Here is a 19,108-nt window from a genome sequence, read left to right as displayed (position 1 = left end):
CGGGGGGTGTCGTCGCCCCCGGCCGCGGGCGCGGCACCGTGGGAGCCGCGCCGGCCGACCACCGCGCCGGCGCGCGCACCTTGCGCCGGCAGGGTGCCGTGCCGCGGCGGCTGCCGCGCCAGGTGCGGGTCGGTCGGCTCGCCGACGCCGGTGGGCGCCTCGTCCCCGGCCTCCGTCCCGGGGGCGTCGGCGGCGGCCGTCGGCACCTCCCGCGGCGGTGCGGGTTGCCGGGGCGTGGCCGGGGCCGTTTCCCGGGCCGCGGGCCGTGTGAAGTCCGTGAGCGGGGCCGGCGGGCCGGCAGCGGCCCGGCTCCGTGAAACCGCCGGCCAGGCGAGCTGCACAATGGGGCCGTGCTCCACGATCTCTTCCCGCCCGGCATCCAGCACGCCCTGGACCTCGCGGGCATCTTCGTCTTCGCCACGGCGGGCGCCCTGCTCGCCGTCCGCAAGAACTTCGACGTCTTCGGCATCGCCGTCCTCGCGCTGGTCACCGCCCTCGGCGGCGGCCTCTTCCGCGACCTCGTCATCGGCGCCGTCCCGCCCGCCGCCTTCGGTGAACTCAGCTTCTTCGTCACCCCGCTGATCGCCGCCGCGCTCGTCTTCTTCCTGCACCCCGAGGTGCAGCGGATCAACGCCGCCATCAACGTCTTCGACGCCGCCGGCCTCGGCCTGTTCTGCGTGACCGGCACCACCAAGGCCTACGAGTTCGGCCTCGGCCTCACCGCGTCCGCCGCGCTCGGCCTGGCCACGGCCGTCGGCGGCGGCGTCCTGCGCGACGTCCTCGCGGGCGAGGTGCCCCGGCTGCTGCGCGACCGCGAGATGTACGCCGTCCCGGCCACCGTCGGCTCCTCCATGGTGGCCGTCTTCATCGGCTTCGAGGTCCTGAACGCGGTGACCACCGCCCTGGCGATCGTCACCACCTTCGTACTGCGCCTCCTCGCCATGCGCTACCACTGGCGGGCCCCGCTGGCCTGGAACCGCCGCTCCGCAGTGGCCGAAGAGCCGTAGTAAAAGCTACCGCTTAGTAGCTTGTCGTTGTAGGGTCGTTCCATGTCTTACGCAGCGGCCCAGGCCTCCATCGGCGACAGCGAGTTCGACCGCGACACCACCCTCACCGCACGCGCGGACGAGCCCGGGGTGTACGACGCGGAGCTCTCCGCCGGATGGACGATCATCACCGCCGTCAACGGCGGCTACCTGCTGGCCCTGGTCGGCCGGGCCCTGTCGGCGGCCCTGCCGCACCCGGACCCCTTCACCGTCTCCGCCCACTACCTGACCTCCTCGGTACCCGGCCCCGCCGTCATCCGCACCGAGGTCGTCCGCGTCGGGCGCACCCTCTCCACCGGCCAGGCCTCCCTCTTCCAGTACGACGAGAACGGCGCCGAGGTCGAGCGCATCCGCGTCCTCGCCTCGTACGGCGACCTCGCCTCCCTCCCGGACGACGTCCGCACCACCGCCGTTCCGCCGCAGATGCCGCCTTACGAGGACTGCCTCGGCCCGGAGGCCGGCCCGGCCCCGATCCCCGGCAGCAACGCGATCGTGGACCGGCTCCGGCTGCGGCTGGACCCGGCCACCGCGGGCTGGGCGGTCGGCGCGCCGTCGGGCAAGGGCGAGATGCGGGCCTGGTTCGAACTGGCCGACGGCCGTGACGCGGACCCGTTCTCGCTGCTCCTGGCGGTGGACGCACTGCCGCCGACCTGCTTCGACCTGGGCCTGATCGGCTGGAGCCCGACCGTGGAACTCACCGCGCACATCCGGCAGCGCCCGGCGCCGGGCCCGCTGCGGATCGCGATCACCACGCGCAACCTGGCCGGCGGCTTCCTGGAGGAGGACGCCGAGGTCTGGGACTCGGCGGACCGCCTGGTCGCCCAGTCCCGCCAACTGGCCCGCGCCCCGCGCTAGGCCGCCCCCCGTCCCCGAACCGTGCGCCGCCGCCCTCGCACCGGCGTACGGGCCGGGGGCCGGGGCTCGTAGAATCGGGGGATCATGGCCTACCTCGACCACGCAGCCACCACCCCGATGCTCCCGGAGGCCGCCGCGGCGATGACCGCGCAGTTCGCCGCCACGGGCAACGCCTCCTCCCTGCACGCCGCCGGCCGCCGCGCCCGCCGTACCGTCGAGGAGGCCCGCGAGGCCCTCGCCGAGGCACTCGGGGCCCGGCCGAGCGAGGTGGTCTTCACCGCCGGCGGCACGGAGGCCGACAACCTCGCCGTCAAGGGCCTCTACTGGGCCCGCCGCGGCGCCGACCCCACCCGGACCCGGGTGCTCGCCAGCCCCGTCGAGCACCACGCCGTGCTCGACGCGGTCCACTGGCTCGCCGAGCACGAGGGAGCCCGGGTCGAATACCTGCCGGTCGACCGGTACGGGCGCGTGCACCCCGAGGCCCTGCGCGAAGCCGTCGAGCGCAATCCCGACGATGTGGCGCTGGCCACCGTCATGTGGGCCAACAACGAGATCGGCACCGTCATGCCGGTGCGCGAACTCGCCGCGGTGGCCGCCGAGTTCGGGATCCCCCTGCACTCCGACGCCGTCCAGGCCGTCGGCCAGCTCGATGTCCGCTTCGGCGACAGCGGGCTCGCCGCCATGACCGTCAGCGGCCACAAGATCGGCGGCCCGTACGGCATCGGCGCGCTGCTGCTCGGCCGCGACCAGAGCCCCGTTCCCGTCCTGCACGGAGGCGGCCAGGAGCGGCACGTACGCTCCGGGACCCTCGACGTGCCCGCCGTCGCGGCCTTCGCCGTCGCCGCCGTCCTCGCCGCCGAGCGGCGCGAGCGGTTCGCCGCCGAGATCGGAGCCCTGCGCGACGAGCTGGTCACCGCCGTGCGCGCGGCGGTGCCGGACGCGGTCCTCGGCGGGGACCCCGTCGACCGGCTGCCCGCCAACGCCCACTTCAGCTTCCCCGGCTGCGAGGGCGACTCCCTGCTGCTCCTGCTCGACGCCCAGGGCATCGAGTGCTCCACCGGCTCCGCCTGCACCGCGGGCGTGGCCCAGCCCAGCCACGTCCTGCTGGCCACCGGCACCGACCCCGACCTGGCCCGCGGCACCCTGCGGTTCTCCCTTGGACACACCTCCACCAAGGAGGACGTCGCGGCCGTGGCCGCCGCGATCGGCCCGGCCGTCGCCCGCGCCCGTACGGCCGGCCTGGTCTGAGCCCCCGCGAGCCCCGGCCGTCCGGGGCCGGAGCGGCTACTGGAGCTGGGAGAGGTCGACGGATTCACCCGGCCGCGGGGTGGCGGCGGGCACCGGCTTGTCGTATTCGGAGAAGTCGGCCTTCCCCTTCCGGCCGTCCTCCCCTCCCTCTACCCGCAGCAGCCGGGGCTTGCCCTCGGTGGCGACGTAGTACGTGCTCGACTCGTCCTCGGAGCGGCTGGTGACGGTGATCGCCTCCGCGCCGCCGACGGTGGTCTTCCCGCCCTTGGCCAGGCTTTCGGAGGCCGGCTTCGAGGCGTACTTGCGCTGGAACCCCGACAGGTCGCAGACCTCGCTGAACTCGCGCAGCAGTGCGTTGCGGGTGCTGCCGTGGATCCAGCGGCCGTTGATCAGCTCGGCCGCGTCCTTGCCGCCGGAACCGGGAACCTGGGACTGGAAGAACTTCGCATCGGGTTTCAGCCACACGTCCTGCCCACGCTTGACGATGTCCGCGTGACCGCCGCCCCGGGGCAGCCCCACGGCACCCGTGCAGTTGCCGTCCACGTCGAAGCGGAGGTCCAGGGTCGTGGTCCCCGCCGCGTCCTCGACCTGCGCCTTCATCCGTACGGACCGCGCCTCGTCCAGCGCCTTGCGCGCCTTCTGGACGATCACCTGGGCGCTGTCGTCCTCGACGCCGTTCCCCTGGGGGGCCGCGAATCCCGTCAGCAGCCCGCCGAGCGCCCCGACGGCCAGGCCCACCGCCACGCCCCGCAACCCGGACATCGCCTCACCTCCGACGAAACCCCGTCCCCGATCAGCCTAGGCCGGACGCCTGCACCCCGCAGTCCCGCGCAGTGCCGCCCGCCTCAGGCGGACATCTGCGACCGCACCAGGCCGAGGTACCGGTCCCAGTCCCAGTGCGGCCCCGGATCGGTGTGGTCGGCGCCGGGAACCTCCGCGTGCCCCAGGATGTGCTTGCGGTCCACCGGTATGCCGTACCGGCGGCAGACGTCGGCGGCCAGCCGGGCCGAGGCCGCGTACATCGCGTCCGTGAAGTCCTGCGGACGGTCCACGTAGCCCTCGTGCTCTATGCCGACGCTGCGCTCGTTCATCGAGCGGTTCCCCGAGTGGAAGGCCACGTCCAGCTCGCGCACCATCTGCTCCACGTGCCCGTCCTGGCGCACGATGTAGTGCGCCGAGGCCCGGTGCCACGGGTTCCTGAAGGCGTCGACCGAGGACGCGAAGCTGCCCTGTGTGACATGCACGACGATCCGGTCCACCCGGTAGTCGTCGGGCCGGTCCGCCAGCCGCCAGTTCGCCGGCGAGGCCGCCGTCCAGCTCGCGCCCGCGTGGTCCAGCTCGCCCTCCCGGCGCGGCTTGTCCACCCCCGGCAGCAGCCACCAGGCGCGCCCGATCTCGTCCCGCCCCGCGACCGCCGCCACCGTGAAGACGCCGAGGCCCCCGAACAGCACGGCCCTGCGGGTCCTGCTCTTGCTCCCCATGTGATCCACCCCCCGCACCCGATAACGCGCTGTGACCCGGCTCGGTTCCCCCGTACCCTGGACGGTGCTATGACTGAGAACCTGCCGCGCACCGCCCGCCCCCTTCGCGTCCTGGCCGCCATGTCCGGCGGCGTGGACTCCGCCGTCGCCGCCGCCCGCGCGGTCGAAGCCGGGCACGACGTGACCGGCGTCCACCTCGCGCTCTCCGCGAACCCGCAGTCCTTCCGGACCGGAGCCCGCGGCTGCTGCACCATCGAGGACTCCCGCGACGCCCGCCGCGCCGCCGACGTCATCGGCATCCCCTTCTACGTGTGGGACCTCGCCGAGCGCTTCCGCGAGGACGTCGTGGAGGACTTCATCTCCGAGTACGAAGCCGGGCGCACCCCGAACCCCTGCCTGCGCTGCAACGAGAAGATCAAGTTCGCGGCACTGCTCGACAAGGCCCTCGCCCTCGGCTTCGACGCCGTCTGCACCGGCCACTACGCCACCGTCGTCGAGAACGCGGACGGTTCCCGCGAGCTGCACCGCGCCTCCGACATGGCCAAGGACCAGTCGTACGTCCTCGGCGTGCTCGACGAGAAGCAGCTCGCCCACGCCCTCTTCCCGCTCGGCGACACCCTCACCACCAAGGACGAGATCCGCGCCGAGGCCGAGCGCCGCGGGCTGGCCGTGGCCAAGAAGCCCGACAGCCACGACATCTGCTTCATCGCCGACGGCGACACGCAGGGCTTCCTCGCGAACCGCCTCGGCAAGGCCGAGGGCGACATCGTCGACGAGGCCGGCGCGAAGGTCGGCACCCACGACGGCGCCTTCGGCTTCACCATCGGCCAGCGCAAGGGCCTGCGGATCGGCCACCCCGCCCCCGACGGCAAGCCGCGCTACGTCCTCGACATCTCGCCGGTGAACAACACCGTCACCGTCGGCCCCGCCGAGGCCCTCGACATCAGCGCGCTCACCGCGATCCGCCCCCGCTGGTGCGGCTCCACGCCCGCCGCCCCGGGCACGTACACCGCGCAGCTGCGCGCCCACGGCGGTGAGACCGAGGTCTTCGCCGAGCTCGTGGACGGCGAGCTGCAGGTCCGCTTCACCGAACCGGTCCGCGGTGTGGCCCCCGGCCAGGCGATCGTGCTGTACGACGGCACCCGCGTGGTCGGCTCCGCCACGATCGCCACCACCACCCGCGCCACCGCCGCCGCCTAGAACCGGCTCCGGCTCAGACGACCGTCAGGACGATCTTGCCGGTGGTGCGGCCGAGTTCGCCGATCTCGTGCGCCTTGGCGGCCTGCGAGAGCGGCAGCACCGTGTCGACCAGGGGCTTGAGCAGGCCCTGGTCGGCGAGGGCCGCGATCTGCTCCAGGCCCTTGAGGTCCGGCTCGACCAGCACCCAGGAGGCCTGCACGCCCTGCGTGTCGGCCGGGATGCCGTCCGGGCCCGGCAGGGTCACCAGGTGGCCGCCCGGCTTGAGCACCTTCAGCGAGCGCCGTCCGTAGTCCCCGCCCACCGCGTCGATCACGACGTCCACGTCGGAGACGGAGTCCTCGAAGTCCGCGGTGCGGTAGTCCAGGACCTCGTCGGCGCCGAGCTCGCGCAGCAGCCCGTGCTTGGCCGCGCTCGCCGTGCCGATGACGTACGCGCCGCGGGCCTTGGCGATCTGCACGGCCAGGTGGCCGACGCCGCCGGCCGCCGCGTGCACCAGCACCCGCTGTCCGGCCGTGACCGCGGCGGTGTCCACCAGCGCCTGCCAGGCGGTCAGCGCCGCCAGCGGCAGGGCCGCCGCCTGCACGTGGTCCAGGGAGGCGGGCTTGCGGGCGAAGTGCCGGGCCGGGGCGACCACGTACTCGGCGTAGCCGCCCGCCTGGCGCGGGAAGTGCGGCATGCCGTACACCTCGTCGCCCTCGCGGTACAGGGTCACGCCCGGACCCACCGCCTCGACGGTGCCCGAGACGTCCCAGCCGACCATCGGGACCTCGCCCCAGCCGATGAGGGCGCCGCTGGCCCGGGTCTTCCAGTCCACCGGGTTCACGCCGGCCGCGTGGACCCGTACGAGGATCTCGTTCAGACCCGGCTCGGGCCGCTCGATCTCGGTCTCGGTCAGGACCTCGGGGCCGCCCCACTCGCTCACGACCACAGCACGCATGTGTACTCCTCAGAACAGTCCGGCCGGTGTTTCCGGCCGGTGGCGATGACACCAGCATCGGCCGGGGGAGGCAGCCGCGGTATTGGCCTGATGGCCAGGGTGTGACAGGATCTGGCCATGGACGAGATGCGCACGACGGACATCACGGACACCGCACCGGCTCCGCTCGGCACCGCGGCGCGCCCGCACCGGGTCGCGGTCCTGGCCCTGCCCGGGGTACCCCCCTTCGAGCTCGGCATTCCCTCCCGGGTCTTCGGCAGCGCTCTCGACGACGAGGGCCGGCCCCTGTACGAGGTCACCGTCTGCACCGCGGACGGCGGCCCCGTCCTCAGCGACGCCGGATTCACCGTCCAGCCCGCCGCGGGCCCCGAGTCCCTCGCCGCCGCCGACACCGTGATCGTCCCGCCCACCCACGCCATGCCCGAGCTGGCCGTCGGCGGCCCCCTGCCCCCCGAGGTCACCGCCGCCATCGCCGGGATCCGCCCCGGCACCCGCCTGGTCTCCATCTGCACCGGCTCCTACGTCCTGGCCGCGGCCGGGCTCCTCGACGGCCGCCCCGCCACCACGCACTGGAACCTCGCCCCCGAGTTCCGCCGCGCCTACCCCCGCGTCCTGGTCGACGAGGACGTCCTGTTCGTGGACGACGGCGACGTCCTGACCTCCGCCGGGGTCGCCGCCGGGGTGGACCTGTGCCTGCACCTGATCCGCCGGGACCACGGCACCACCGTCACCAACCGGGCCGCCCGGATGTGCGTCGTTCCGCCCTGGCGCGACGGCGGCCAGGCCCAGTACATCGACCGGCCCGTCCCCGCGCCCACCGTCGCCACCACCACCGCCACCCGCGCCTGGGCGCAGGAGCGGCTCGGCGAGCCCCTCACCCTGGCCGAGCTGGCCGACCACGCGCGGATGAGCCTGCGCACCTTCACGCGCCGCTTCCGGGACGAGGTGGGCATGACCCCGGTCCAGTGGCTCACCGCACAACGGCTCGAAGTCGCCCGCCAGTTGCTGGAGTCCAGCGACCTCCCGGTGGACCTGGTCGCACACCGCGCGGGCTTCGGCTCCGCCAACTCGCTGCGCCAGCACATGCGGACGGCCCTCGGCGTCTCGCCGATCGCCTACCGCCGGACCTTCCAGCCGCACGGCGGTATGACCCCGGAGGTAATCGCGGCCGGAGCCACCCCCTGACAGGATCGGACCAACGGGCCGGACCGCCCGGCTGGTTGACAGGGGAGACGATCATGACCGCGTACGCCATCGGACACATCCGCCCCGAGACCATGAACGAGGACATCCTCCGCTACATCGAGGAGATCCAGTCGACGATGGACCCCTTCGAGGGCCGGTTCCTCGTCCACGGAGCGAAGGTCGAGGTCCTGGAGGGCGCGTTCCCCGGGGACATGGTGATCATCGCCTTCCCGGACATGGAGCGCGCCCGCGCGTGGTACGCCTCGCCCGCCTACCAGGAGATCCTGCCCCTGCGCACGCGCCACGTCCCGGCCGACATCCTCCTCGTCGAGGGCGTCCCGACGGCCTACGACGCCACGAAGACGGCCGCAGCCCTCCGCGAAGCCGCGGGCCTCTGACATCGCCGAGGACCAGCCCGCCCCCGCGCCTCAATCGCCGGTTGCCGGCCCGTGGCCAAGAAGGAATGGCCGGTGGGGTGGGGACACTGCGGTGGTGAGTCGAGGACGAGCAGTCACCGCCGAGTCAGGCCGCGACCCGGCCTGGGGGCACCTCCCAGCGGTAGCTGGGGGAGATCCGCGAGCCGAGACGAACTTCCGGAGTGGCGCCACCCCGCCACCCCACGCTCCCGCTCGGCATCAGCAAGCCGCCGAAGCCCCGCCGCCAGGCCCAGCCCACGCCCGCGGGCGGAGCCAGGCGCCTCGAAGCCCCGGCCGCCAGGCCGAGCCGCGCCCGGGGGCGTAGCCAGGCGCCTCGAAGCCCCGGCCGCAGGCCGTACCGCCCGGCCGCCAGGCCGAGCCCACCCGGCCCGGGGACCGGGCCCACCGGCACCTGCGAGCATGAACCCATGCCTACTCACCTGATCACCGGCGCCGGCTCCGGCATCGGCGCCGCCGTGGCGGCCCGCCTGCACGCCCGCGGCGACGAGCTCGTCCTCCTCGCCCGCGACGCCGCCCGCGCCAAGCAGCTCGTCGAGCGCTACCCCGGCTCCCGCACCCTGGTCGGAGACCTCGCGGACCCCGACCGGCTCTCGTGGGCCTTCTCCAAGCAGGCCGTCCCCGAGCGGATCGACTCCCTCCTGCACATCGCCGGCATCGTGGACCTCGGCCCCGTCGGTGAGCTGCGCCCGAAGACCTGGCACCAGCAGCTCAACGTCAACCTGATCGCCCCCGCCGAAGTGACCCGGCTGCTGCTGCCCACCCTGCGCGCCTCCAAGGCCACCGTCGTCTTCGTGAACTCCGGCGCCGGCCTGACCGCCCACGCCGACTGGAGCGCCTACGCCGCCTCCAAGCACGGCCTCAAGGCCCTCGCCGACTCCCTGCGCGCCGAGGAGAAGGCCAACGGCATCCGGGTCACCTCCGTCTACCCGGGCCGCACCGCCAGCCCCATGCAGGCCAAGGTGCACTCCCAGGAGGGCAAGGAGTACGACCCCGCCGCCTGGATCGACCCGGAGTCGGTGGCGACCACCATCGTCATGGCCGTCGACCTGCCCCGCGACGCCGAGGTCAACGACCTGAGCGTGAGGCCGGGCCGATGAGCGGACACGCCACCGGGGTCGGGTCCCTGCCCGGCGGTGACGCCCGCGAAGCCGCCAAGACGGTCACCGGTTCCTTCGAGGAGTTCCCGTACCTGCCCGAGCTGCCCGCCCGCGGGCCCGGCGCGGACATGATCGGCCGCTCCCTCGGCCTGCTCGTCGACCTGTACGCGCACGTCGAGCCCAGCGGCTGGCGGATCAGCGACCGCCCCGGCCGCGACACCCGGCGCGCCCGCTCCTGGCTCGGGGAGGACCTGGACGCCCTGGAGGAGTTCACGCAGGGCTACGAGGGCAGGCTCAAGGTCCAGGCCGTCGGGCCGTGGACCCTGGCCACCGCCCTGGAACTGCACGGCGGCGAGGCCGTCCTCCAGGACGCCGGGGCCTGCCGGGACCTGGCCGCCTCGCTCGCCGAGGGCCTGCGCGGGCACCTGGCCGACGTCCGCCGGCGCGTCCCGGGCGCCGAGATCGTGCTCCAGTTCGACGAGCCCTCGCTCACGGCCGTCCTCCAGGGCCGGGTCCGCTCCGCCAGCGGCTACCGCACCTACCGGGCCGTGGACCGACAGGTGGTCGAGGGCACGCTGCGCGATCTCTTCGCCGTCCACGACGGGGAGGTGATCGTGCACTCCTGCGCCCCCGAGGTGCCCTTCGGCCTGCTCCGCCGGGCCGGAGCGGCGGGCGTGTCGTTCGATTTCTCCTTGCTCACCGAGCGCGAGGACGACGCCGTCGGGGAAGCCGTCGAGGGCGGGGCGAAGCTCTACGCCGGAGTGGTGCCGGGCACCGACACCCCGTTGTCGGACCCGGGCGGTAGCGTCATGGGTGTCAGGAAGCTTTGGCGCAGGCTGGGGCTGTCCCCGGGGACTCTCGCCGAGTCCGTGGTGGTCACCCCGTCGTGCGGTCTGGCGGGCGCTTCGCCCGTCTACGCCCGCGCGGTGCAGGCGCACTGCGTCAGGGCGGCGAGGTCGCTCGCCGACAACCCTGAGTGACGGACGAGACGGGCCACGGGAGGACACGGCATGGCAGCCGAACAGAAGCAGGCCGGCGACGGCGCGGCGGCACCGGCGGCGGTGCGTGAGCAGCACGCGCTGCTCGCCGAGCAGGTCGAGGAGCACCGCTTCCGGTACTACGTGAACGACCAGCCGGTCGTCAGCGACGCCGAGTTCGACCAGCTGCTGCGCTCGCTGGAGGCGCTGGAGGAGCAGTATCCGCAGCTGCGCACCCCCGACTCGCCCACCCAGAAGGTGGCCGGGGCGTACCAGACGGACTTCGCCTCCGTCCAGCACCGCGAGCGCATGCTCTCCCTCGACAACGCCTTCGACGACGAGGAGCTGACGGCCTGGGCCGACCGGGTCGGGCGGGACGTCAACACGCCCGATTTCCACTTCCTGTGCGAGCTCAAGGTGGACGGCCTCGCCGTCAACCTCACCTACGAGAAGGGCCGGCTGACCCGCGCCGCCACCCGTGGCGACGGCCGCACCGGCGAGGACATCACGCCCAACGTCCGCACCATCGCGGAGATCCCGGACCGCCTCAAGGGCGACCGGATCCCGGAGCTGGTGGAGATCCGCGGCGAGGTCTTCTTCCCCATGGAGAAGTTCGAGGCGCTGAACGCGCGGCTGGTCGAGGCGGGCGACAAGCCCTTCGCCAACCCGCGCAACGCGGCCGCCGGGTCCCTGCGCCAGAAGGACCCGAAGGTCACCGCCACCCGCCCGCTGCACATGGTGGTGCACGGCATCGGCGCGCGCGAGGGCTTCGAGATCGACAAGCTCTCGCACGCGTACGGGCTGCTGCGCGAGTGGGGCCTGCCGACGGCCCGGCACAACAAGGTGGTGTCCTCGCTCGCGGAGGTCAGGGAGTTCATCGCGTACTTCGGCGAGAACCGGCACTCCGTGGAGCACGAGATCGACGGCGTCGTCGTCAAGCTCGACGAGATCCCCCTCCAGGGCCGCCTCGGCTCCACCGCGCGGGCGCCGCGGTGGGCCATCGCCTGGAAGTACGCCCCGGAAGAGGTCAACACCAAGCTGGTCGACATCAAGGTCGGTGTCGGCCGGACCGGGCGCGTGACCCCGTACGCCCAGGTGGAGCCGGTCACGGTGGCGGGGTCGGAGGTCGAGTTCGCGACCCTGCACAACCAGGAGGTCGTCAAGGCCAAGGGCGTGCTGATCGGGGACACCGTCGTGCTGCGCAAGGCCGGCGATGTGATTCCGGAGATCCTCGGCCCGGTGGTGGACCTGCGCGACGGCACCGAGCGGGAGTTCGTGATGCCGGCGGAGTGCCCCGAGTGCGGGACCGCCCTGCGGCCGATGAAGGAAGGCGACATCGACCTCCGCTGCCCCAACGGGCAGACGTGTCCCGCCCAGTTGCGCGAGCGGCTCTTCTACCTGGCCGGCCGCCAGTGCCTGGACATCGAGAACTTCGGTGCGGTGGCCGCGGCCGCCCTCACCAACCCGCTGGAGCCGGCCGAGCCGCCGATGCGCGACGAGGGCGACCTCTTCGGCCTCACGATGGAACAGCTGCTCCCCATCAAGGCATACGTGCTGGACGCCGACAGCGGTCTGCCCAAGCGCGACCCGAAGACCGGCGAGGAGAAGATCGTCACGGTCTTCGCCAACCAGAAGGGCGAGCCGAAGAAGAACGCCCTGGCCATGCTGGAGAACATCCGGGCCGCCAAGGAGCGTCCGCTGGCCCGGTTCATCAACGGCCTGTCGATCCGGCACGTGGGACCCGTCGCGGCGGAGACCCTGGCGCGGGAGTTCCGTTCGATCGAGCGGATCGAGAAGGCCACCGAGGAGGAGCTGGCCGCGACCGAGGGCGTCGGACCGATCATCGCGGCGGCCGTGAAGGAATGGTTCGCCGTCGACTGGCACCAGGAGATCCTGCGCAAGTGGCGGGCCGCGGGGGTCCGCTTGGAGGAGGAAGGTTCCGCCGAGGAGGCGGGGCCGCGCCCGCTGGAGGGCCTGACGGTCGTCGTGACCGGCACCCTGCAGAGCCACACCCGCGACGGGGCGAAGGACGCCCTGCAGAGCCGGGGTGCCAAGGTGACCGGCTCCGTCTCCAAGAAGACCTCCTTCGTGGTGGTCGGCGACAACCCGGGCTCCAAGTACGACAAGGCCGTCCAGTTGAAGCTGCCCATCCTCGACGACGCGGGCTTCGCGGTGCTGCTGGAGCAGGGCCCGGACGCGGCGCGCGAGGCGGCGCTCCCGGTGGACGGCGCCCCCGGAGCGGAGTAATACCCCTGGAGGAACTCGTACCGGGAGGCGGCCCGGGCGAATGGATGCGTGGCGTGCGGCCGGACGGGCGGGCGCACGCCGGGCGCGAGAGCGGGGGCAAACGGCTGGTACAAGGCTGTTCGCGCAGTGGTGAGCTGTCGGATCATCGGATGGGTGACCCGGGGGTCCTGGTCCCGGCTCACCCGTTCGGCGGATACCGTACTGATGAGGATGGCTGGGTCGCATTCGGGCAACCGCCGCCGACCGCTGCCCCTGGGAGCCTCTCGCGTCCTACTGTTGAGGGGTGCGCCTGTCGTGCGCGGCTGCGTGATGGGTATTCCAGCCGTGATGGCATGACATCGGGGCCATCGCGTGACATCGGCATCCCCGGCTGTGAGAGGGACGGGCATGAAACCCATCGAAAGCGCCGACCCGTCACCTGATTTCGGCGGGGAGATCCCGTCCATGCGGGCGGGCCGGCCCGGTGTCCTGGGCGCCAGGACACCGGACACCCATCCGCTCGACGGCGGAGCGGGCCCCGGCGGAGCGCGGCCGCGCACGGTGCTGCCCTTCCTCGTCGTGGGCCTGGCCGTCGTGGTACTCGTCACCGGCATCGCCTCGGCGCTGACCGACCGTCATGCCCTGTTCCCCGGCGGCCCGGTCGGCTGGGCGCTCGCCCTGCTCACCGGCGTCATCGTCGGCCACCTGGTCGCGCTGGGCCGCGACCGGTGGTGGGGCGGTACCGGCTCGGGCGCGGCGCTCACCCTCGGCGTGCTCGTCCTCTACGGGTGGCTGCCGGCCGCGCTCGTCTCCCTCGCGGTGGTCTCCCTGGTCGGGGCCGCCCGCCGGCACCGCTGGCGGCAGGGGCTCCTCCACGGCTGCGCCGACATCCTCGGCATCGGCGCGGGAGCGCTCGTCCTCGCCGCGTTCGGCCACGTCCCGACCGTCGAGACGCCGTGGACGCCGACCGGATGGGGGCTGGACGCCGCCCCCGAGGTCATCCTCGTCGCCGTCGCCTATCTGCTGGTCACCCGGATCCTGCTGTGGGCCGCCGTCGCACCGCGCGGCGGCGGACGGCCCGGCCTCGACCGGACGGCCCTGCTGCGGCATGCCTTAGTCGCCGTCGCGCTGCTCGGCATCGCCCCGCTGATCTGCGTGGTCGCCGTGACGCAGCCGGTGCTGCTGCCGCTGTTCGCCGTACCGCTGATCGCCCTGGACTCCACCCTGTGGATCGCCCGCGCCCGCGCCGAGGAGCAGCTGCGCGATCCGCTGACCGGGCTGCCGAACCGGCAGTGGCTGCTGGAGCGCGCGTGGAGCGCCCTGGACGAGGCTGAACGTTTGGGCACCCGGTCGGCTCTCGTGCTGATCGACCTGGACCGCTTCCGCGCGGTCAACGACACCCTGGGCCACCTGGCCGGGGACCGGCTGCTGCTGCAGATCGCCGACCGGCTGCAACAGGCCCTCCCGGAGGACGCGGAGGCCGCCCGCCTCGGAGGCGACGAGTTCGCGGTCCTGCTGCCCACCACCGACTCCACCACCAGCGCCCAGCGGGTCGCCCGCCACCTGGTCGCGGAGCTCAGCTCCCCCCTCGACCTGGACGGGCTCACGCTCGTCCTGGAGGCCAGCGCCGGCCTCGCCGTCTTCCCTGACCACGCCCTGGACGCGGAGGGCCTGCTGCGGCGCGCCGACGTGGCCATGTACCAGGCGAAGCGGGACCGCACGGGCGTGGAGGTGTACGAGTCCAAGCGGGACAGCAACACCCCCGACCGGCTCGGTCTCCTCGGCGACCTGCGCAGAGCCCTGGACGCCGGCGAGGTGGAGCTGCACTACCAGCCCAAGGTCCGCTTCGACGGGCAGGTGGCCGGCCTCGAAGCCCTCGTACGGTGGGTCCACCCGGAGCGGGGCCGCGTCTCGCCGGACGAGTTCATCGCGATCGCCGAGACCTCCGGCCTGATGCCGCACCTCACCGAGTACGTCCTGGAGACGGCCCTGGCCCAGGTGGCCCGCTGGCGTGCCCAGGGCCTGAAGGTCCCGGTGGCCGTCAACGTCTCGCCGCGCGACGTCCACACCCCGGGATTCGCCGGGGCGGTGGCCGCGCGGCTGGCCCGGCACGGGGTCCCGGCGAGCGGTCTCCAGCTGGAGATAACGGAACACGTCCTGCTGGAGGACCCGCAGCGGGCGGCGGACACGATGGCCGGCCTGACGGGCCACGGCGTCAAGATGTCCCTGGACGACTTCGGCACGGGCTACTCCTCCCTCGTGCACCTGCGGCGGCTGCCGGTGAGCGAGCTGAAGATCGACCGCTCGTTCGTGGCCCGGCTGGCCGTGGACACCCAGGACGCGGAGATCGTCCGCTGCACGGTCGACCTCGCCCACTCCCTGGGCCTGCTCGTGGTCGCCGAGGGCGTGGAGGACGACGAGACGTGGGAGCGCCTGCGCGACCTCGGCTGCGACGCCGTCCAGGGCTGGCTGGTGGCTGCCGCGATGCCCCCGCAGGAGGCCACGGCCTGGCTCCTGGCCCGCGGCGAACGCGGCTGGCGCCGCCCCGCGGACATCACCGCGGAACTCTCCGTCGCCCCCACCCGGGCGGAATCCGCCCCCTGACGGCCCCGGGGCCACCGCGCGGGCGGCGGGGCGGCGGTCCCGGGCGGGTTTTCCCGGGGGCCGGGGGAAACGGTTTCACGGGTCCGGGGCCCGGCCCCATAGGATTGGGCACGAAACTACACACTCACCACCCCCAGAGGATCGCTGCATGCCTGGCATCACGCGCGAGGAGGTCGCCCACCTCGCTCGGCTGGCACGTCTGGAGCTCAAGGCCGAAGAGCTGGACCACTTCGCCGGACAGCTCGACGACATCATCGGCGCGGTCGCCCGCGTATCCGAGGTCGCCGACCAAGACGTCCCGCCGACCTCCCACCCGCTGCCCCTGACGAACGTCATGCGCGCGGACGAGGTCCGACCGTCGCTCACCCCCGAGCAGGCGCTTTCCGGCGCTCCCGCCCAGGAGCAGCAGCGTTTCAAGGTGCCGCAGATCCTGGGGGAGGACTAAGAAGCCATGACCGACATCATCAAGCTCACCGCAGCCGAGACCGCCGAGAAGATCGCCTCCGGCGAGCTCACGGCCGTCCAGGTCACCGAGGCCCACCTCGCCCGCATCGACGCGACCGACGAGAAGGTCCACGCCTTCCTCCACGTGGACCGCGAGGGCGCCCTCGCCCAGGCCCGTGCCGTCGACGCCAAGCGCGAGCGCGGCGAGAAGCTGGGCCCGCTGGCCGGCGTCCCGCTCGCCCTCAAGGACATCTTCACCACCGTCGGGGTCCCGACCACCGTCGGCTCGAAGATCCTCGAAGGCTGGATCCCGCCGTACGACGCCACCCTGACGCGCAAGCTCAAGGAAGCCGACGTCGTCATCCTCGGCAAGACCAACATGGACGAGTTCGCCATGGGGTCCTCCACCGAGAACAGCGCCTACGGCCCCACCGGCAACCCGTGGGACCTCACCCGCATCCCCGGCGGCTCCGGAGGCGGCTCCGCGGCCGCCCTCGCCGCCTTCCAGGCCCCCCTCGCCATCGGCACGGACACCGGCGGCTCCATCCGCCAGCCCGCCGCCGTCACCGGCACCGTCGGCGTGAAGCCCACGTACGGCGGTGTCTCCCGCTACGGCATGGTGGCCTTCTCCTCCTCCCTCGACCAGGGCGGCCCGTGCGCCCGTACGGTCCTGGACGCGGCCCTCCTCCACGAGGTCATCGCCGGCCACGACCCGCTGGACTCCACCTCCATCGACGCCCCGGTCCCGCCGGTCGTCGAGGCGGCCCGCAATGGCTCCGTCGCCGGCATGCGCGTCGGCGTCGTCAAGCAGTTCGCCGGCGAGGGCTACCAGGCCGGCGTCGTCCAGCGCTTCAACGAGTCCGTCGAGCTCCTCAAGGAACTCGGCGCCGAGATCGTCGAGCTGGACTGCCCGTCCTTCGACCTCGCGATGGCCGCGTACTACCTGATCGCGCCGTCCGAGTGCTCCTCCAACCTGGCCCGCTTCGACGCCATGCGCTACGGACTGCGCGTCGGCGACGACGGCACCAAGTCCGCCGAGGACGTCACCGCGCTCACCCGCGAGGCCGGCTTCGGCGACGAGGTCAAGCGCCGCATCATCCTCGGCACGTACGCGCTCAGCTCCGGCTACTACGACGCGTACTACGGCTCGGCCCAGAAGGTCCGCACGCTCATCAGCAAGGACTTCGAGAAGTCCTTCGAGCAGGTCGACGTGATCGTCTCCCCGACGACCCCGACCACCGCCTTCGCGATCGGCGAGCGCACCGACGACCCGCTGGCGATGTACCTCGCCGACCTGTGCACCATCCCGACCAACCTGGCCGGCAACGCCGCCATGTCGCTGCCCTGCGGCCTGGCGCCGGAGGACGGCCTGCCGGTCGGACTGCAGATCATCGCCCCGGCGATGAAGGACGACCGGCTGTACAAGGTCGGTGCCGCCGTCGAGGCCGCCTTCACCGCGCGCTGGGGTCACCCGCTGCTTGAGGAGGCTCCGTCGCTGTGAGTGCACTGACCAAGGCCAAGGGCTTCAAGAAGTCCAAGTCCGGTACGTACCTGTCGATCGGCACCACCGCCTTCGGTGCCATCAGCGTGATCAAGCAGGCCCGCAAGGCCCGCTCCGAGCAGGACACGCTGAAGCTGGTCGACGCCGTTGTGTCCGCCGCCGCCATCGTCACCGGCCTCGCGATCCTGTACCGCGAGCTGAAGCGCCTCGGCGACGACGACGTCCTGCTGGGCTGAGAGGGAAGTTTCACTGTGACCGTCACCGAACTGCTGTCGTACGAGGACGCCCTCGCGTCGTACGACCCCGTCATGGGCCTGGAGGTCCATGTCGAGCTCGGCACCAAGACCAAGATGTTCTGCGGCTGTTCCACCGAGCTGGGCGCCGAGCCCAACTCGCAGACCTGCCCCACCTGCCTCGGCCTGCCCGGCTCCCTGCCGGTCGTCAACGCGATCGGCGTCGAGTCGGCCGTCAAGATCGGTCTCGCGCTGAACTGCGAGATCGCCGAATGGTGCCGTTTCGCCCGGAAGAACTACTTCTATCCGGACATGCCGAAGAACTTCCAGACCTCCCAGTACGACGAGCCCATCGCCTTCAACGGCTACCTCGACGTACAGCTGGAGGACGGCGAGGTCTTCCGCGTGGAGATCGAGCGCGCCCACATGGAGGAGGACACCGGCAAGTCGCTGCACGTCGGCGGCGCCACCGGCCGTATCCACGGCGCGTCCCACTCCCTGCTGGACTACAACCGCGCCGGCATCCCGCTCATCGAGATCGTCACCAAGCCGATCGAGGGCGCGGGCGTACGGGCCCCCGAGGTCGCCAAGGCGTACGTCGCCGAGCTGCGCGAGGTCATCAAGGCGCTCGGCGTCTCCGAGGCCCGGATGGACAAGGGGCAGATGCGCTGCGACGTGAACCTGTCGCTGCGCCCCAGCCCCGACGCCCCCTTCGGCACCCGCTCGGAGACGAAGAACGTCAACTCGCTGCGCTCCGTGGAGCGCGCGGCGCGCTTCGAGATCCAGCGCCACGCGGCCGTCCTCAGCGGCGGCGGCACCATCGTCCAGGAGACCCGGCACTTCCACGAGGAGGACGGCTCCACCACGGCCGGCCGCATCAAGGACAACGCCGAGGACTACCGCTACTTCCCGGAGCCCGACCTGGTGCCCGTCGCCCCCGCCCGTGACTGGGTGGAGGAGCTGCGCGCCGGACTGCCCGAGATGCCGCGCGTGCGCCGCAACCGCCTCCGCGAGGAGTGGGGCGTCTCCGAGCACGACATGCAGTCGATCCTCAACGCGGGCGCCGTGGACTCCATCGTCGCCACGATCGAGGCGGGCGCCGACTCGGCCGCCGCACGCAAGTGGTGGATGGGCGAGCTCGCCCGCAACGCCAACGAGCAGGGCGTCTCCGTCGACGAGCTGCCGATCACCCCGGCCCAGGTCGCGCGCGTCGCGGCGCTGGTCGCGGCCGGCGACCTGAACGACAAGCTGGCCCGCCAGGTCATCGAGGGCGTTCTCGCCGGCGAGGGCACCCCGGACGAGGTCGTCGAGAAGCGCGGCCTGAAGGTCGTCTCGGACGAGGGCGCGCTCGGCGCGGCCGTGGACGAGGCCATCGCGGCCAACGGCGCCATCGCCGACAAGATCCGCGGCGGCAAGGTCGCCGCCGTCGGGGCCCTGGTCGGTGCGGTCATGAGGACCACCCGTGGCCAGGCCGACGCGGCCCGCGTCAAGGAGCTCATCCTGGAGCGCCTCGGCGTCTGACGCGCAACCGCTCCGTCCGTACGACGGCGGCCCCGCACCGCACAGGCGGTTCGGGGCCCCCCGGCGACCCGCCCCGCCAGCGCAGCCCCGGCCCGCCGGAGGCCGGGCGAGGGGCA

17 protein-coding genes and 1 pseudogene are annotated in these 19,108 nt (G+C 73.0%); 14 read left to right on the top strand and 4 right to left on the bottom strand.

Going from position 1 to position 19,108, the window contains the following annotated elements:
- Window positions 1-206, bottom strand: a 206-nt coding sequence (locus tag ABZ128_RS34220; RefSeq protein WP_356853635.1) for a hypothetical protein, incomplete at its 3' end; no start/stop codon positions are given.
- A 144-nt stretch (window positions 207-350) separates the two neighbouring features.
- Between ABZ128_RS34220 and ABZ128_RS34215 the strand changes: the two genes are divergently transcribed.
- From ABZ128_RS34215 to ABZ128_RS34205, 3 genes are all read left to right on the top strand, one after another.
- The gene (locus tag ABZ128_RS34215; protein WP_356853634.1) at window positions 351-1,007 is read left to right on the top strand and encodes a trimeric intracellular cation channel family protein; all 657 of its coding nucleotides are present in this window, start codon (window positions 351-353) and stop codon (window positions 1,005-1,007) included.
- A 42-nt stretch (window positions 1,008-1,049) separates the two neighbouring features.
- Entirely contained in the window at window positions 1,050-1,901 is an 852-nt protein-coding gene (locus tag ABZ128_RS34210; RefSeq protein ID WP_356853632.1) for a thioesterase family protein, read from the top strand.
- 84 nt (window positions 1,902-1,985) lie between these two features.
- Window positions 1,986-3,149 carry a cysteine desulfurase family protein gene (locus ABZ128_RS34205; RefSeq protein WP_356853630.1) on the top strand — a complete coding sequence of 388 codons (1,164 nt, stop codon included), beginning with the start codon at window positions 1,986-1,988 and terminating at the stop codon, window positions 3,147-3,149.
- Window positions 3,150-3,185: 36 nt separating this feature from the next.
- Here the strand turns inward: ABZ128_RS34205 and ABZ128_RS34200 are convergent, their stop codons facing one another.
- Both ABZ128_RS34200 and ABZ128_RS34195 read right to left on the bottom strand, forming a co-directional pair.
- Window positions 3,186-3,911 (bottom strand): hypothetical protein, encoded by a 726-nt coding sequence (locus ABZ128_RS34200; protein WP_356853628.1) that lies wholly within the window; start codon window positions 3,909-3,911, stop codon window positions 3,186-3,188.
- A gap of 83 nt (window positions 3,912-3,994) precedes the next feature.
- A complete protein-coding gene (locus ABZ128_RS34195; RefSeq protein WP_356853626.1) occupies window positions 3,995-4,630 on the bottom strand; it encodes an N-acetylmuramoyl-L-alanine amidase in 636 nt (211 codons plus the stop codon).
- 69 nt (window positions 4,631-4,699) lie between these two features.
- On the opposite strand from ABZ128_RS34195, the gene mnmA reads away from it, so the two are divergent.
- Complete coding sequence (gene mnmA / locus ABZ128_RS34190; RefSeq protein ID WP_356853624.1) at window positions 4,700-5,830, top strand: tRNA 2-thiouridine(34) synthase MnmA; 1,131 nt, start codon at window positions 4,700-4,702, stop codon at window positions 5,828-5,830.
- 13 nt (window positions 5,831-5,843) lie between these two features.
- Here mnmA and ABZ128_RS34185 read toward each other — a convergent pair whose 3' ends face one another.
- Window positions 5,844-6,767 (bottom strand): NADP-dependent oxidoreductase, encoded by a 924-nt coding sequence (locus tag ABZ128_RS34185; protein WP_356853622.1) that lies wholly within the window; start codon window positions 6,765-6,767, stop codon window positions 5,844-5,846.
- Window positions 6,768-6,893: 126 nt separating this feature from the next.
- On the opposite strand from ABZ128_RS34185, the gene ABZ128_RS34180 reads away from it, so the two are divergent.
- The 10 genes and pseudogenes from ABZ128_RS34180 to gatB all read left to right on the top strand — a co-directional run bounded on the left by ABZ128_RS34180 (window position 6,894) and on the right by gatB (window position 18,992).
- Complete coding sequence (locus ABZ128_RS34180; protein ID WP_356853637.1) at window positions 6,894-7,952, top strand: helix-turn-helix domain-containing protein; 1,059 nt, start codon at window positions 6,894-6,896, stop codon at window positions 7,950-7,952.
- 53 nt (window positions 7,953-8,005) lie between these two features.
- The gene (locus tag ABZ128_RS34175) at window positions 8,006-8,350 is read left to right on the top strand and encodes a DUF1330 domain-containing protein (protein WP_356853620.1); all 345 of its coding nucleotides are present in this window, start codon (window positions 8,006-8,008) and stop codon (window positions 8,348-8,350) included.
- Between the two features lie 446 nt (window positions 8,351-8,796).
- Window positions 8,797-9,486: an SDR family oxidoreductase gene (locus tag ABZ128_RS34170; protein WP_356853618.1), complete on the top strand. Its 690-nt coding sequence runs from the start codon at window positions 8,797-8,799 to the stop codon at window positions 9,484-9,486.
- Window positions 9,483-10,466 carry a methionine synthase gene (locus ABZ128_RS34165; RefSeq protein ID WP_356853616.1) on the top strand — a complete coding sequence of 328 codons (984 nt, stop codon included), beginning with the start codon at window positions 9,483-9,485 and terminating at the stop codon, window positions 10,464-10,466. Before ABZ128_RS34170 ends, ABZ128_RS34165 begins: the two co-directional genes overlap by 4 nt.
- A 30-nt stretch (window positions 10,467-10,496) precedes the next feature.
- Entirely contained in the window at window positions 10,497-12,710 is a 2,214-nt protein-coding gene (gene ligA / locus ABZ128_RS34160) for an NAD-dependent DNA ligase LigA (protein WP_356853614.1), read from the top strand.
- A gap of 600 nt (window positions 12,711-13,310) precedes the next feature.
- Window positions 13,311-15,293 (top strand): annotated as a pseudogene (locus ABZ128_RS34155) (bifunctional diguanylate cyclase/phosphodiesterase); the annotation flags it as partial.
- Window positions 15,294-15,441: 148 nt separating this feature from the next.
- Window positions 15,442-15,738: an Asp-tRNA(Asn)/Glu-tRNA(Gln) amidotransferase subunit GatC gene (gatC, locus tag ABZ128_RS34150; RefSeq protein ID WP_010984178.1), complete on the top strand. Its 297-nt coding sequence runs from the start codon at window positions 15,442-15,444 to the stop codon at window positions 15,736-15,738.
- A 6-nt stretch (window positions 15,739-15,744) separates the two neighbouring features.
- Window positions 15,745-17,238, top strand: a complete 1,494-nt coding sequence (gatA, locus tag ABZ128_RS34145) for an Asp-tRNA(Asn)/Glu-tRNA(Gln) amidotransferase subunit GatA (RefSeq protein ID WP_356853612.1) — start codon at window positions 15,745-15,747, stop codon at window positions 17,236-17,238.
- Entirely contained in the window at window positions 17,235-17,474 is a 240-nt protein-coding gene (locus ABZ128_RS34140) for a hypothetical protein (RefSeq protein WP_356853610.1), read from the top strand. Before gatA ends, ABZ128_RS34140 begins: the two co-directional genes overlap by 4 nt.
- 15 nt (window positions 17,475-17,489) lie before the next feature.
- Window positions 17,490-18,992: an Asp-tRNA(Asn)/Glu-tRNA(Gln) amidotransferase subunit GatB gene (gene gatB / locus ABZ128_RS34135; RefSeq protein WP_356853609.1), complete on the top strand. Its 1,503-nt coding sequence runs from the start codon at window positions 17,490-17,492 to the stop codon at window positions 18,990-18,992.
- The last annotated feature ends 116 nt before the right edge of the window (window positions 18,993-19,108 follow it).

Origin of the sequence: Streptomyces sp. NPDC006326, assembly GCF_040612915.1 — a bacterium.
GTDB lineage: Bacteria > Actinomycetota > Actinomycetes > Streptomycetales > Streptomycetaceae > Streptomyces.
Note: the sequence above shows the minus strand (reverse complement) of the source record. Positions and strands in the feature narration are given on the sequence as shown.

Bases quoted from the DNA above. Each gene is read 5' to 3' on its own strand.
- ABZ128_RS34210 (WP_356853632.1), top strand. From the start codon at position 1,050: ATGTCTTACGCAGCGGCCCAGGCCTCCATCGGCGACAGCGAGTTCGAC.
- ABZ128_RS34205 (WP_356853630.1), top strand. From the start codon at position 1,986: ATGGCCTACCTCGACCACGCAGCCACCACCCCGATGCTCCCGGAGGCC.
- ABZ128_RS34200 (WP_356853628.1), bottom strand. From the start codon at position 3,911: ATGTCCGGGTTGCGGGGCGTGGCGGTGGGCCTGGCCGTCGGGGCGCTC.
- ABZ128_RS34195 (WP_356853626.1), bottom strand. From the start codon at position 4,630: ATGGGGAGCAAGAGCAGGACCCGCAGGGCCGTGCTGTTCGGGGGCCTC.
- mnmA (WP_356853624.1), top strand. From the start codon at position 4,700: ATGACTGAGAACCTGCCGCGCACCGCCCGCCCCCTTCGCGTCCTGGCC.
- ABZ128_RS34185 (WP_356853622.1), bottom strand. From the start codon at position 6,767: ATGCGTGCTGTGGTCGTGAGCGAGTGGGGCGGCCCCGAGGTCCTGACC.
- ABZ128_RS34180 (WP_356853637.1), top strand. From the start codon at position 6,894: ATGCGCACGACGGACATCACGGACACCGCACCGGCTCCGCTCGGCACC.
- ABZ128_RS34175 (WP_356853620.1), top strand. From the start codon at position 8,006: ATGACCGCGTACGCCATCGGACACATCCGCCCCGAGACCATGAACGAG.
- ABZ128_RS34170 (WP_356853618.1), top strand. From the start codon at position 8,797: ATGCCTACTCACCTGATCACCGGCGCCGGCTCCGGCATCGGCGCCGCC.
- ABZ128_RS34165 (WP_356853616.1), top strand. From the start codon at position 9,483: ATGAGCGGACACGCCACCGGGGTCGGGTCCCTGCCCGGCGGTGACGCC.
- ligA (WP_356853614.1), top strand. From the start codon at position 10,497: ATGGCAGCCGAACAGAAGCAGGCCGGCGACGGCGCGGCGGCACCGGCG.
- gatC (WP_010984178.1), top strand. From the start codon at position 15,442: ATGCCTGGCATCACGCGCGAGGAGGTCGCCCACCTCGCTCGGCTGGCA.
- gatA (WP_356853612.1), top strand. From the start codon at position 15,745: ATGACCGACATCATCAAGCTCACCGCAGCCGAGACCGCCGAGAAGATC.